Below are 13,608 nucleotides of genomic sequence, written 5' to 3' on the forward strand. Positions count from 1 at the left end.
GGAGGACGGCTGCATGCAGCTATTGCAACGCAGAACAGCAGGCGAAGCGATATTCGATTTCGTGAACAACGTCTTCATGCTGATCATTTGTTTTGTGACGTTGTATCCCGTGTGGTATGTGCTGGTGAACTCCTTTAACGAAGGAGCAGACGCGATGAGGGGCGGCATTTACTGGTGGCCGAGGGTCTTCAGTCTGGGCAGCTATCAGGCTGTGTTTGCCAACAACGGTATTATGACTGCGATGGGAGTGACTATTGCCAAGACATTAATCGGCACGATTGTTCATGTGTTTTTTACCGCTATGATTGCATATGCATATTCCCGTAAGGAGCTGATCGGGCGCAAGCTATATATGCTGATCGGCACCATTACCCTGTTTTTCGGTGGGGGATTGATTCCAACGTATTTGCTGATTCGTGATCTCAGACTGCTGGACAGCTTTTGGGTGTACATCATTCCTGCGATGTTCAGCTTTTTTGACCTTATTATTTTTATGGCTTTTTTCCGAGAACTGCCGGATGCATTGGAAGAGGCGGCGAAAATAGACGGTGCGAACGATTTCGGTATCTTTTGCCGGATCGTGCTTCCTGTATCTATGCCGGTAGTAGCGACGATTGCGTTGTTTCATGGGGTATACCAGTGGAACGATTATTTTACTGGAATGATCTATATTAATAATACGGATCTTCAGCCGATTCAAACGTATTTGTATCGGGTTGTTGCCCAATCCAGCTCTAATCAGATGATGGCTGCTGCACCGGGGGTCGTTGCCCAGTCCGTCACTTCGCAATCGATCAAGCTGGCGACGATGGTTGTGACGACACTGCCCATTGTACTGGTATATCCTTTTCTGCAAAAATATTTCGTCAAGGGTCTGATGATCGGCTCGATTAAGGGATAGCACATTATCCAAGGGGGAGATTTATGATGAACATTCGCAAATGGCAGAAGGGGCTGTTGGCTTCTGTTCTGCTGGTGGGTTTGCTCGCGGCATGTACGTCCGGTGGAGGCGGTACTGTCACGGAATTGAAGGACGAGAAGACCAAGGCTACGGCAGATGTACCAGGATGGAAGACGGATATGGAGCCGATTACGTTTGACTGGTATTTGAACTTTTCCTGGTTCCCGAACAAGTGGGGGACGGATATGACCTCAAAGTATGTTACGCAAAAGACTGGGGTCAGCGTCAATTTTATCGTACCCGCAGGGAATGAAAATGAAAAGCTCAATACCATGCTGGCCTCCGGCAAGCTGCCTGATTTTGTCACGCTGGGTTGGGGAGAGGACGCGGTCAAAAAAATGATTGAGGGCAAGATGGTGCTTCCGCTCAACAAGCTGGCCGAGAAATACGATCCGTATCTGATTAAAATAGCTGATCCGGCGAAAATGTCCTGGTATCGCCAAACGGACGGGAATGTATACGGGTATCCTAACGCTTCTTCTTCGCCACAGGATTATCAAAAATACGGGCAAAATTTTGTGTCCAACCAGACGTTTATGGTTCGGAAGGATATGTACGAGGCGATCGGCAAACCAGATATGAGGACACCAGAAGGATTTTTGAAAGCGCTTCAAAAAGTGAAAGAGAAATTTCCGGAGGTGAACGGTCAGCCTCTTATCCCGATAGGATTTCACGAATTTACAGATAACGGAAATTATTCTTTTGAAGACTATTTACTCAATTTCCTAGCCATTCCTCATGAAAAGGACGGCAAGCTATACGATCGTCGTTCGGACGAAGAGTATATTCGCTGGCTCAAAACATTCCGTCAAGCAAATGAGCAGGGCCTGATCGCCAAGGACGTATTTATCGACAAACGTCCGCAAATGGAGGAAAAGGTGGCACAGGGCCGATATTTTGCCATGCTATACCAGCGTTCTGACTTTGCCACTCAACAGGTACTGTTATATGCGAAGGACCCGAACTCCGTCTATATCGCGGTGGATGGACCTTCGAACAGTAAGCTGGACCCGCCGACGCTGGCCGGGCCGGGTATTTCCGGCTGGACGGTGACGCTTATTTCGAAGGATGTCAAAGACAAGGAGCGAGCTATTGAATTTCTGACTTATCTGATTAGCGAGGAAGGAAATCGTGACCTGTATCTGGGGGAGCAGGGCAAGCTATGGGACATGGTTAACGGTAAGCCAGCCTTCAAGCCGGAGGTACAGGAGCTGCTGAACAAGGATCGTTCTGCTTTTGATAAAAAATATGGCGCCTCCTTCACCTTCTGGATGCTGATGGATACGAATATGAATTTGCAGTGGGCGCCGCCCAGCGTCGAGCCGTATAAGCAGCCAGAGGATTGGACGAAAGGAAAGACGAAAGGCTTCTCCCAATATGACAATATTAAACCGACTGGAACTTCGGCAGAGGGCATTGCGTCAGGCCAGATAGATAAAATTTGGGGCAAGACATTGCCGAAGCTGCTGCTGACTTCCTCAGATGAGGAATTCGACCAGCTGTTTGCTCGCTTTTTGGAAGACCGCAGAAAAGCAGGATATGACAAAGTTATGGCCTATCAGCAAAAAGCCTATGAGGAAAACCTTAAGAAAATTGAACAGTTCACCAAATGATTTAATTCAATGCTTTAATCTATTGAACCCCTAAGGATGTGATTTCATGCCAGGCCGTGCACGTTCACAGATGAAGAGCCTGCTGCGCCGCACTATATGGCAGTGGATGAAGGGGACGGCCGATCGGCTTGGCGGTTGCTCCCTTCAAGTTAAGCTCATTGTCGCGTATATCGGAGTCATTTTAATCCCGGTGGTATTATTCTCGCTATATACCTTTCACCAACTGTACGAGAATACCATGCACGACATCACCGTACAAAATCAGTATGTGTTGGATACAGAGCTGGCCCATATTCATAGCAATATGGAAATTATGGAGCGAACCGCACAGCTTGCGATCTCAGATCGCAACGTACTTCGTTATCTGACCGAGGAACGTGAAATAAGCAGCGATGAGCTAGTCCAATTCAACTTGAATGTGTTTCCAAATTTACAGCACTTGCTGTACAGTAATCCCAATGTAGAGAACATTCGACTGTATACCAATAATCCCCAGGCGCATGAAATATGGCCGATGATTTTCAAAGAATCACGATTGCCTAAGGCTTCCTGGCTGAAAACGGCCCAACTCCGAGAAGGGAAAATATGGTGGGAAATGTACAAGGGGCCGAAAAGCTTACTTCTGGGGCAATCCCGGCAGGAAAGTGAGACAGTGCAGTATATGGCACTGCTGCGTGAAATTCAGTCTACCGGAGGAAGACACGCAGGGTTGGTAGAAACAAACATGAGGCTGGAGCTATTTTCACCTAGAGTATTTGGAATCCCACAACGTGATCGTGCATGGCAAATGTTCATTCTGGACGGCGATTCCAGCGCAAGGAACGCTGAAAAACCAATGTCTTCTAGCGATATAGCTACAGCTTCCTCTCTATCAGATTCAATTTCCATCCCTCTGTCCCATGTGCACCATCTGTTTCAGTCCCAGGTTCAGGGACCGGGTGGTGCTTTTGATTTTTCCTATGAGAATAAGCCTTATCTCGGTATGTATCGCTATATAGAAGGGTTGGACGCCTATTTGCTAAATGTGGTGGCGCTGGACGGTCCGCTGGGTGATCTCCGTCAGAAACGCAATGCCATGCTGCTCATTATTAGTATGCTGATTGTGTTTATGTCCGTCATTTCTTATACCCTGCATGCCTTCATTCTCAAGCAGCTACATACACTGCGTGAATCCATGAAAAAAGTAGAGCAGGAGGGTGACTTTCAGCTTAGAATTCCAGTATATGGGCGGGGAGAAGTGGCTGAGCTGGCTCTATATTTTCGCAGTCTGCTAAGTCGGATTAACGGACTCATTGCCGAGGCAGTACACAAGCAGGCCGCTGCTCAGGAGGCTGAACTGCTAGCGCTCAAGCATCAGATTGATTCCCATTTTCTCTATAATACATTGGAAAATTTAAAAATGATGGCGGAGATAGAACGGCAGTATCCGCTGTCGGATGCCCTTACCTCCCTTGGCTCGATGATGCGTTATAATCTCCAATGGTCCGGGTCATGTGTTGCGTTGAGAGATGAAATCCGACATATCCAGCATTACGTGGCCATCATGAACATTCGCCACGATAACCAAATTGGATTGGAAATTCATCTATCGTCGGCGTTTATGGAACTGGAGATGCTGAAAATGTCGCTGCAGCCTGTAGTCGAAAATGCTATCAAGCACGGTTGGAGTACATTGCAAAGCCCATTCAGCATCACGATTGAAGCCTGCTCTAAGCAGGATATCATAGAATTGCGTATACAGGATAACGGAGTGGGGATATCTGAAGAAAGAAGAAACGCCATCATGGCTGGTTTAGCGCGAACGGATATGGATTCCCACGAGCCCGGAATGAATGGGGGAATCGGTTTGTATAATGTGCATCGCCGTTTAAGTATGCAGTATGGCGAAGAGTATGGCATAAGACTGGACAGCATCCACGGACAATCGACGACAGTGACCCTAATTTTGCCTAGACGTTACATGATGAGGGGGGCGGACCATGACGACCAAGCTGTTGATTGCGGATGACGAGAAAAATATTCGAATGGGACTTCAAGCTATGATCGAACGGGAATTTTCCGGTCTCTATGAATGTGTACTAGTCAAGGACGGAAGGGAAGCCTGGCAGCATGTGAAGCAGTTTTTGCCCGAGTTGGTGATAACGGATATCCGTATGCCTGTTATGGATGGCATTATGCTGATGCAGCATATTCGCGAGCTGGAGCCGGAACGCAGACCTTTGGTGATCATTCTCAGTGGATATGACGAGTTCCAGTATGCGCGCGAAGCGATTCGCTGCGGGGCACGGGAGTATTTGCTCAAGCCGATTGTAAGGGAGGAGCTGTTTGGTGCGCTGGCAGTTTTGAATGAGGAATTGAAGGAGAGGAACCACCTCATAGACGATAGTGTTGTCAGCGTAGAGAAAGATAGACTGGCTGGCGCGAGTGTGATCGCCGATAGAAACGGTAGCATGACACGTGCTATCCAATACATCCATGCTCATTACAGCGAGGATTTAAATATGGCAGTAGTATCCAATTCAGTATCCTTGAATTATACGTATTTTAGTCAGGCTTTCAAAGCCTATACAGGCCTTAGCTTTGTTCAATATGTAAAAAGGCTGCGCATTGCAGAAGCCAAAAAGCTGCTGGAGTGTCAAGGGGGCAAGATTTATGAAATTGCGGCTAATGTGGGTTTTGACAATGCAAAGCAATTTAACAAAGTGTTTCGTGAGCTGGAGGGGATGACCCCACAGCAGTTTCGAGTGCAGAATCAAAAGGGTAATTAGATATAAAGAGGCGGAAAACTTGCCTGCCTTTTTACCCTTATCCTGATATAATAAACGTAAGCATAACCATGGCCTTCGATCAGAGAGTTTGTACACAATCACACGAATCGCCGAACGGAAGGGGAGAGCATATGGTTATTTATGAAACGGACCAAGCTTATATCATGACGACGCAGCATGACCATGCCCATATTTCGGGTGAGTTGGCTTCACAATGGGAAGAGAGTGCCTTCAAGAATAGACGTCATAAGCAGGATTTTGTATATGCAGCAAGGGAGCATGATCGGGGTTGGATACAGTTAGACGCTGCTCCTTTCTGGAATGATCATGTGTCTGCACCATATACATTTATTGATTTTCCGCTCAGTCCACGTTTTGTTTTCTATCGTCTTGGGATTGATGAAGTCGAACAAGGAAGTATGTATGCGGCGTTACTGTGTAGCTTGATGTACAAGGAGCTAGTCGGACGGACCGAGCATCAAAACGCTCAGGACAAGCAGATTACGCATGCTTATCAGGAGGCGGAGGAACAGCGTCGGCAGAGGCTCAAACAGGAGCTGGCATGTAGCGTAACCTTCGACCATCAAGTGCGGACCGATGTACGGAGAATGTTGTTTTGCGACGAATTGAGTCTGTTTTTGTGCAGCCGAGAGCCGGGTACGCCTACAGCAGATTATGAATGGTTTGCTGAAGGTTTAAGCTTCCCGGCTGTTCGACATGAAAGCGGGCGAGTTTGGGCCGAGTGGCTATCGGATCAGACTGTAGGTCTTTCCTTTTTTCCTTTCAGGGGAAAGGTAGGGATTACTCATACCTTTAAGCAGGTGGACAAGGAGAAAATTCGTACCTTTGGTCTCCTAGAGGCTTACCGTTCTTCCGAATGGAAGCATCGAACCTTTACCGTTGAACATATCATGGAAGTAGAAGAACATAAGGAGAATGCCTGACCGTCTACGGATACAGCCTCGAACCATATTTTGTTCGTAGACGCAGAAAAAAGTCAGAGCAAAGCCTCCCTGAACCATGATTCAGAGAGGCTCGCTTTTTCTACCTTTAACATTCTACGATTTTGCAGATGTTTTCGCACGATTGACAATGGTCTGTACCTTATTCAACACCTTATCGCGTGCCCCTTTATTTTTCATCAGATACGTAACACCCATTCCCAATGCTGCTACCACCCATTTTTTATTCTTCATGAATAACGCCTCCTTATGATCATGTTGTCATACACGAATACTTTAAAAGTATCCAAAATGTGAAAAGATGAACGGGATTTTACGATTTAGTGATTCCTTGCACTCGTTCCGCATAACTATGATTTTACCCTTCTCCATCACATCTTACCCGTTCCTTCGCCAATGAAACGATTACGACTGTCTTTTCATGTTTAATGGATATTATCAAATATCCCGCACAATTGCTTCAGACGCACATGACAGGGAGGTCTTTGTTATGAGAAAGAAGGAAGTGGTTGCCATGCTGCTCGCCGGCGGACAAGGCAAAAGACTCAAAGGACTTACCCGTACACTAGCCAAACCGGCAGTGTTTTTTGGAGGGACTTACCGCATTATTGATTTCCCTCTCAGCAATTGCACTCATTCTGGTATAGACACCGTAGGCGTATTGACCCAATACGAGCCGTTGGTGCTTCATTCCTATATCGGCGTAGGCAGCGACTGGGATTTGGATCGCCTGGATGGAGGAGTGTTCGTTTTACCTCCGCACGAGAAAGAAAATGGAAACAACTGGTACAGGGGCACGGCGGATGCAATTTATCGAAACCTGCATTTCTTGGATCAGTATGACCCGGAGCATGTACTCATTCTGTCAGGGGATCACATTTATAAAATGGACTACAGTCGAATGCTCCACTATCACAAGGAGAAGGAAGCAGACTGCACCATTTCTGTCATCAATGTCACGATTCAGGAAGCCCAACGATTTGGGATACTGAACGCCGATGATGATCTGAAAATATACGACTTTGAGGAGAAGCCTGAACAGCCGAAAAGTACATTGGCCTCCATGGGCATTTATTTGTTCAAATGGGAGGTGTTGCGTTGCTATTTACTGGAAAGCGCAAGCGATTCTGAATCCTCACATGATTTTGGCAAGGATATCATTCCATTGCTGCTTCAGCATGGCCGGTCGCTGTATGCGTACCCGTTTGCCGGGTACTGGAAGGATGTAGGTACCATTCAGAGCTTGTGGGAGTCCAACATGGATCTTCTGGTTCAGGATCCGCCTTTGGATCTGAACGATCCTTTCTGGCGCATCTATACCCGCAGTCCCAATCAACCGGCCCAGTATATAACCCAACGGGCGATTCTCAAAAACAGTATTGTAAATGAAGGCTGTATGGTGGATGGAGAAGTAAGGCATTCTGTACTATTTTATGGGGTCGAAGTAGGTGAAGGGAGCGTTATTACCGATTCTGTCATCATGCCGAACGTAAAAATTGGGCGCAATGTACGTATCCACCGGGCTATCGTGAATGAGAACATCGTTATTGAAGACAACGCGTTTATCGGACCTGAAGATAGTTCTGATGAGATTATTTTGTTCGATCAGGAAAGCCAGCTTCATGCACGAATTTAACCCGGATAAGGACGGTGTCTGCTATGAGCCGACTCATTGGAGTTATCAACCTGGATCACGAACTGGATCAGTTGAAGGAGTTGACCTATTTCCGGTGCGGGGCCGCAGTTCCCTTTGCCAGTCGATATCGGCTCATTGATTTTACCTTATCCAACATGATGCATGCAGGGGTGCATGATATTGCACTGTTTATCCGCCGCAAATACCGTTCGCTGCTGGATCATCTGGGTGAAGGTCGGCCTTGGGATTTAGACCGCAGACGGGGCGGGTTGTTTATTTTGCCACCGGACTGGAATGATCCGACGGATGCATCACGTGGAGATTTGCAGCATGTGCACAACAATCTGGATTTTTTTCATCGCTCATCGGGGCAAACCCTTGTTCACGCAGGAACTCAGCATGTCAATAAGGTTGATATCGACGATGTATACCGTTATCATCGGGAGAAAAATGCAGATGTTACCCTCGTATATAAACCCATAGACCAGCTCGAATCTGAGCATGCTCCTTGTGCACGACTGGAGATTGATGAGAACGGACGGGTGACTGGTATTCATCAGGAGCAGGATCATCATAATATTTATCTGGAAATGTTCGTGATGGACAAAGGCTTGTATCTGGATCAGGTGAAGCATTGCATAGCCCATCAGGATAATCATTTCTTTCGCGATGCCATCCAGAAAAACCCAAGTGGGCTGCGCATTTATGCGTATCGTTATGAAGGTTATCATGCAGTCATTAATTCTATCGAGAGCTACTATAAAAATAGCATGAAGCTACTGGATCAGCAGCAGTATCAAGCACTGTTTCAGAATCAGCCGGTGCATACCAAAATCAAGTATGAAGCCCCGACTCGTTATACGCACAGCGCTGAGGTGGATCATTCGCTTGTTGCTAATGGCTGCATCATTGGGGGCAAGGTCGAGAACAGTATTCTTTTCCGTGGAGTGCAGGTGGAGGAGGGCGCGCGGGTAAGCAACTCGATTATTATGCAAAAATGTGTCATCCGTAAAGGGGCAGTTGTGGAGAATGTGGTTTTAGATAAAGATGTACAGCTTTCACCAGATCGAACTCTGATTGGAGACATTAGAGTTCCCTATGTCATTGCCAAGAATAGCGTAATTTAAAGGATATACTTAGCCATTAAAACGGAAATAACAGGAGGTACAACTTTGTTCAGCAATAAGGAAGCTTTTAAGCAGGCTTTTCGAGAGCAACTGGTCGGAAGGCTGGGCAAACCGATGCAGGAGGCTCAGTCGGAAGACGTATATAAGGTTTTGGGTGGCATGATTCGTGAACAAGTCGGCAAGAATTGGGCAGAAACGAACCAAGCCTACAAAGAAGGACAAGAGAAGCAGATTTATTATTTTTCACTGGAATTTTTGATAGGTCGTCTACTGGGCAGTAATCTGCTGAATTTGGGCGTACTGGATATGGTTCGGCAGGCATTGGGTGAACTGGGCTGGGATCTGGAGGAAATCGAAGAACAGGAGGCGGACGCGGGGCTAGGCAATGGTGGTCTCGGCCGTCTGGCGGCTTGCTTCATGGACTCGCTGGCATCCCTTGGCTATGCAGGACATGGCTGCGGCATCCGATATAAATATGGTCTGTTTGAACAGCGTATTGTGGATGGAAATCAGGTTGAACTGCCGGATTACTGGCTACAGAAAGGGAATGTCTGGGAGGAACGCCGTCCTGACAAAAAGGTCGAGGTTCATTTTTGGGGAAGAGTGGAAACCCGTGAACAGGAGGGACGTCTTGTATTCGAGACACAGGATGCCGAAACAGTCTGGGCTGTCCCTTACGATATTCCGCTGGTGGGCTATGGTCATGCGCAGGTGAATACGCTGCGGATTTGGAGTGCGGAATCAGCGCTTGATCCCGTTCGAGGACCGATTCGAGGCGAGGGCGGTTATTACCGCTTTCTCGACTACAATCGATCGGTGGAATCCATCTCGGCATTTCTATATCCGGATGACTCCAATTATGAGGGAAAGCTGCTTCGCTTGAAGCAGCAGTATTTCCTGTGCTCGGCCGGATTGCAAAGTATTTTACGTACGTTCGAGAAGCTTCGTTTACCTTATAGCCAGTTGCCCGATAAAATAGCACTGCACATTAACGATACACATCCGACGCTGGTTATACCGGAACTGATGCGTATTCTGATAGACGTGAAGGGCTTGGGCTGGGACGATGCATGGGATATTACGACGCGAACCGTTTCTTATACGAATCATACGATATTAAGTGAGGCGCTGGAACAATGGCCTGTCAATATGGTACGGGAGCTACTTCCTCGCATTTCCTTGATCATTGAAGAAATGAACAAACGTTATTGCGCTATGCTACTGGAGCGTTACCCGGGTCAGGACATCAAAATTGGTGAAATGGCGATTATTCACGGTGAACAAATCCGTATGGCTCACTTGGCAATCGTCGGCAGCTACAGCGTTAATGGGGTAGCTGCGCTGCATACGCAAATATTAAAGGAACGAGAGATGAAGTCGTTTCACGAGCTGTACCCTGACCGTTTTAATAATAAAACAAACGGGATTGCCCATCGCCGCTGGCTAATACATGCCAACCCGGAGCTGGCAAGCTTGTACGATGAGACCATCGGCACACGTTGGAGGACCCGTCCAAGGGAGCTCATCGACCTGCTTCGTTACAGTGGGGACGAGTCGTTCAAAGAACGGATACAGGCGATTAAGCGAAATAATAAAGTCAGGCTCGCTGAGCATGTTTTTGCAAAACAGGGCGTGCGGCTGGATACGTCCTCCATTTTTGATGTACAGGTCAAACGGTTGCATGGTTATAAGCGACAGCTGCTCAACATTTTGCATGTGATGCATTTATACAGTCAGCTTAAAAGTAATCCTGGCCTGGATGTGACGCCACGCACGTTTGTTTTTGGAGCCAAAGCCGCCCCCGGTTATTTTCTCGCCAAACAGACGATCAAGCTCATTAACAACGTGGCGGACACGATCAATCGGGATGTAGATGTCAAGGACAAGCTGAAAGTCGTTTTCCTTGAAAATTATTCGGTCTCGCTAGCCGAGCTGATTATTCCTGCGGCGGATGTCAGTGAGCAGATTTCCACGGCAGGCAAGGAAGCCTCAGGCACAGGGAACATGAAATTTATGATGAACGGTGCGCTCACAATAGGTACATTGGACGGAGCCAATGTTGAAATGCATGAAATGGTAGGCGATGCCAACATGTTCATTTTTGGATTGAAGGTGGATCAGATCGAGGCATATTACCGAGACGGCCAGTATTCGGCGCGCAAAACAGCCAACAGTGACGAAAGACTGCGTGAAGTGTTGGATCAACTCGTGAACGATGCTCCTTTTACGCGGCATGAACGGGAATTTGAGGCCATTTATCAATCCCTGATTGATCATAATGATGAATACTTTGTGCTCAAGGACTTCGCATCCTATGTGGATACACAGGTTGACATTGAACAAGTGTATCGGAATCCCTCGGAGTGGACTCGGCGTGTTATTGTGAACATGGCCCATTCCGGGAAATTTTCTAGTGATTGTACGATTCAGCAGTATGCAACTGAGATTTGGGACATTGTACCTCTCCAAAACGATGTCAACAAGCGAATTCTGTCCTAAAACGGCGAAACAGGCGGAATAACATTGCTTTTCGAACGCTGAGGGTTATAATGACAGTATAGACATAAGTAAGGATGGGAGCTGTATTGACTCATTCCTGAACTTGAATAGTACTGTTGAAGGAGTCCTCCTATTGATAAAGCTCAATCCGAAAAGGCTCAAACCTCATAAATCGAAGAAGAAATATAATATGTTTCAAAATATATGGCGTGCGATTCGGCTGAATTTCATCAAGCTGTTGCGCGCCCCTGGTGGAGTTAAAAAGATTTCTTTGGGCTTCGCCATTGGCTTTGCGTTGGAGATGATCGTGATTTCCACGGCTTCTCTGGTATACCTTGTTTTTTATCCGATTGTTCGTCTCTCTGGCGGCTCGCTGCCTGCGGCCATTGTGGGTAACGTTGTAGGTAAGCTGACCTTTTTGCCAATTGTACTGATGCCATTCGCCAAGCAAGTGGGAGCTTGGATTTATCCATCTCATTATCCGGTACATGTCAGGGGCGGACGACTTCACGAGCATTCTTTTATGGAGCTGTTTCACGGCAACTGGTCTGTATTCAGAGACTTGCTGCACGGAGGCTTGCACATCCTGATCGGCATGTCGATTTTCGGTGTGGTGCTGGGCATTATCTCGTATTTTGTCATTCAGGTTCTGTATAATCGTTCGCTGCACAAACGGTTGGAAAAGCGGAAGTTGCGTCATGGTGCAGCATTTTCGGCGGCCAGACTGCTGAAGAATGGATAATGTAGTGAATGAGAAGCTCCTTGAGCCTATAAATTAGGCCTAAGGGGCTTCTTTTGGTTTGGGATTTCTGGATGAGGCTTGAAGAGCGATTAGAGTAGGTAGCAACTTTTTACTTTTGTGACACGTCTAAGGGATATGTGTGCTTTAATCATTAAAGAATTTTTTGTAGACAACAGGAGGAAATGGACTGAATGAAAAAATGGAGTTCTGTCACAGTAACTGCGGCGGCAATATCAATACTTTTAGGATCGGCGCCAATGGCATTGGCACAGCAGCCCGCTGCTGACAAAGTTCAAACCGCACAAACCACGGTTAAACTGGATCAGACTGTCACCAAACGATTAACGGATGTGTTGAACAAATTGGCCGGGAAGCAAACGATAGAGTTTACAAGTGTCGAGACTGCTTTTGATTCACGGATTATAAACGGAACTTTGCGCGGCACAGCTAATGCTGATTTTATCCAAAATTATGATTCCAAAAAAGGAATCGTGCAGTCGACCAGCATCATCTATGATTCCGCTGATATGAACAAAGTTATGGATCATAACCTGCGCAGCAAGGTTGCATCTTTCCTGAAATCATTCGATACCGATAAAGTTTTTAAAACGGAGGCCATCTGGCGCGTATATTCCCCGGTAGACGAAGTAGGACTCCAAAATTATTGGGTGCTGTGGGGGAATGATCAAAGCATTTATATTGATCTTGATCATGGAAATCAAATAACAGCCAGCTTTATGTATTCGCTCAAAGACTTTAAAGCTGCCTTAACCAACAAAGCGAACCGTTCGCTTAAAACACTTGGTATGGCTACAATCAAGCCGTTTGAATACGTGCTTCGTCAGCAGGAAGGTAAGGATACTGTCTGGAACTTCCGGGACGATGGTGGATCAAACAACGTACTGATTGGTGTAAAAACCGGTAAAGTATGGGCCGTAAAAAGTGAGTATGGTATGGACTGGGATGGAGATAAGGGCTTTGCCAAAGCATTTGCCAAGCCAAGGCTCAGCAAAACCCAGGCACTTGCAGCCGCCAAATCGAAAGTACAATCCCTTTTTGGAATTAACCTGAAAGGATACACCGTAAAAATGAAGGATAACGAGTATACATTCTCCAAAAAAGGCGGGGTTACTGTTGTGGGAAAAATCAATAAAAAAGGAGCATTTTATTCCCTAGAGGCTATGCCCGCGAATGGAGTTCGAAATTAAGCAGATTGATTTTATTGAAAAGCGTATGATCTCTATAAGTGTCGTACGCTTTTTACATATTTTGTAACAGGATTGGCTTCATTCGCTCGAAT

11 protein-coding genes are annotated in these 13,608 nt (G+C 46.6%); 10 read left to right on the forward strand and 1 reads right to left on the reverse strand.

Features of this window, described 5'->3' with window-relative positions:
- The first annotated feature begins 13 nt into the window (after positions 1–13).
- The 5 genes from ACWGXJ_RS10960 (at position 14) to ACWGXJ_RS10980 (ending at position 6,286) form a co-directional block, all read left to right on the forward strand.
- Positions 14–901 carry a carbohydrate ABC transporter permease gene (locus tag ACWGXJ_RS10960; RefSeq protein WP_254351346.1) on the forward strand — a complete coding sequence of 296 codons (888 nt, stop codon included), beginning with the start codon at positions 14–16 and terminating at the stop codon, positions 899–901.
- Between the two features lie 26 nt (positions 902–927).
- Positions 928–2,574, forward strand: coding sequence for an extracellular solute-binding protein (locus ACWGXJ_RS10965; RefSeq protein ID WP_452567891.1), 1,647 nt, complete (start codon positions 928–930; stop codon positions 2,572–2,574).
- Positions 2,575–2,620: 46 nt separating this feature from the next.
- A complete protein-coding gene (locus ACWGXJ_RS10970) occupies positions 2,621–4,582 on the forward strand; it encodes a sensor histidine kinase (RefSeq protein WP_452566715.1) in 1,962 nt (653 codons plus the stop codon).
- Positions 4,554–5,342: a response regulator transcription factor gene (locus ACWGXJ_RS10975; protein ID WP_250261542.1), complete on the forward strand. Its 789-nt coding sequence runs from the start codon at positions 4,554–4,556 to the stop codon at positions 5,340–5,342. Before ACWGXJ_RS10970 ends, ACWGXJ_RS10975 begins: the two co-directional genes overlap by 29 nt.
- A gap of 131 nt (positions 5,343–5,473) precedes the next feature.
- Positions 5,474–6,286 (forward strand): DUF3891 family protein, encoded by an 813-nt coding sequence (locus tag ACWGXJ_RS10980; RefSeq protein WP_452566716.1) that lies wholly within the window; start codon positions 5,474–5,476, stop codon positions 6,284–6,286.
- A gap of 114 nt (positions 6,287–6,400) precedes the next feature.
- Here ACWGXJ_RS10980 and ACWGXJ_RS10985 read toward each other — a convergent pair whose 3' ends face one another.
- Positions 6,401–6,538 carry a hypothetical protein gene (locus ACWGXJ_RS10985; protein ID WP_023988334.1) on the reverse strand — a complete coding sequence of 46 codons (138 nt, stop codon included), beginning with the start codon at positions 6,536–6,538 and terminating at the stop codon, positions 6,401–6,403.
- Between the two features lie 256 nt (positions 6,539–6,794).
- Between ACWGXJ_RS10985 and ACWGXJ_RS10990 the strand changes: the two genes are divergently transcribed.
- The 5 genes from ACWGXJ_RS10990 (at position 6,795) to ACWGXJ_RS11010 (ending at position 13,516) form a co-directional block, all read left to right on the forward strand.
- Entirely contained in the window at positions 6,795–7,940 is a 1,146-nt protein-coding gene (locus tag ACWGXJ_RS10990) for a glucose-1-phosphate adenylyltransferase (RefSeq protein WP_452566717.1), read from the forward strand.
- A 23-nt stretch (positions 7,941–7,963) separates the two neighbouring features.
- Entirely contained in the window at positions 7,964–9,067 is a 1,104-nt protein-coding gene (gene glgD / locus ACWGXJ_RS10995) for a glucose-1-phosphate adenylyltransferase subunit GlgD (protein WP_452566718.1), read from the forward strand.
- A 45-nt stretch (positions 9,068–9,112) separates the two neighbouring features.
- Positions 9,113–11,566 (forward strand): glycogen/starch/alpha-glucan phosphorylase, encoded by a 2,454-nt coding sequence (locus tag ACWGXJ_RS11000; protein ID WP_452566719.1) that lies wholly within the window; start codon positions 9,113–9,115, stop codon positions 11,564–11,566.
- Between the two features lie 190 nt (positions 11,567–11,756).
- The gene (locus ACWGXJ_RS11005; protein WP_028542387.1) at positions 11,757–12,308 is read left to right on the forward strand and encodes a DUF2062 domain-containing protein; all 552 of its coding nucleotides are present in this window, start codon (positions 11,757–11,759) and stop codon (positions 12,306–12,308) included.
- 191 nt (positions 12,309–12,499) lie between these two features.
- Positions 12,500–13,516, forward strand: a complete 1,017-nt coding sequence (locus ACWGXJ_RS11010) for a hypothetical protein (protein ID WP_430151799.1) — start codon at positions 12,500–12,502, stop codon at positions 13,514–13,516.
- Positions 13,517–13,608 lie beyond the last annotated feature (92 nt).

The sequence above is a fragment of the Paenibacillus sp. S33 genome, from assembly GCF_053615415.1.

Bases quoted from the DNA above. Each gene is read 5' to 3' on its own strand.
- glgD (WP_452566718.1), top strand. From the start codon at position 7,964: ATGAGCCGACTCATTGGAGTTATCAACCTGGATCACGAACTGGATCAG.
- ACWGXJ_RS10985 (WP_023988334.1), bottom strand. From the start codon at position 6,538: ATGAAGAATAAAAAATGGGTGGTAGCAGCATTGGGAATGGGTGTTACG.
- ACWGXJ_RS10980 (WP_452566716.1), top strand. From the start codon at position 5,474: ATGGTTATTTATGAAACGGACCAAGCTTATATCATGACGACGCAGCAT.
- ACWGXJ_RS10975 (WP_250261542.1), top strand. From the start codon at position 4,554: ATGACGACCAAGCTGTTGATTGCGGATGACGAGAAAAATATTCGAATG.
- ACWGXJ_RS11005 (WP_028542387.1), top strand. From the start codon at position 11,757: ATGTTTCAAAATATATGGCGTGCGATTCGGCTGAATTTCATCAAGCTG.
- ACWGXJ_RS10965 (WP_452567891.1), top strand. From the start codon at position 928: ATGAACATTCGCAAATGGCAGAAGGGGCTGTTGGCTTCTGTTCTGCTG.
- ACWGXJ_RS10990 (WP_452566717.1), top strand. From the start codon at position 6,795: ATGAGAAAGAAGGAAGTGGTTGCCATGCTGCTCGCCGGCGGACAAGGC.
- ACWGXJ_RS10960 (WP_254351346.1), top strand. From the start codon at position 14: ATGCAGCTATTGCAACGCAGAACAGCAGGCGAAGCGATATTCGATTTC.
- ACWGXJ_RS11010 (WP_430151799.1), top strand. From the start codon at position 12,500: ATGAAAAAATGGAGTTCTGTCACAGTAACTGCGGCGGCAATATCAATA.
- ACWGXJ_RS10970 (WP_452566715.1), top strand. From the start codon at position 2,621: ATGCCAGGCCGTGCACGTTCACAGATGAAGAGCCTGCTGCGCCGCACT.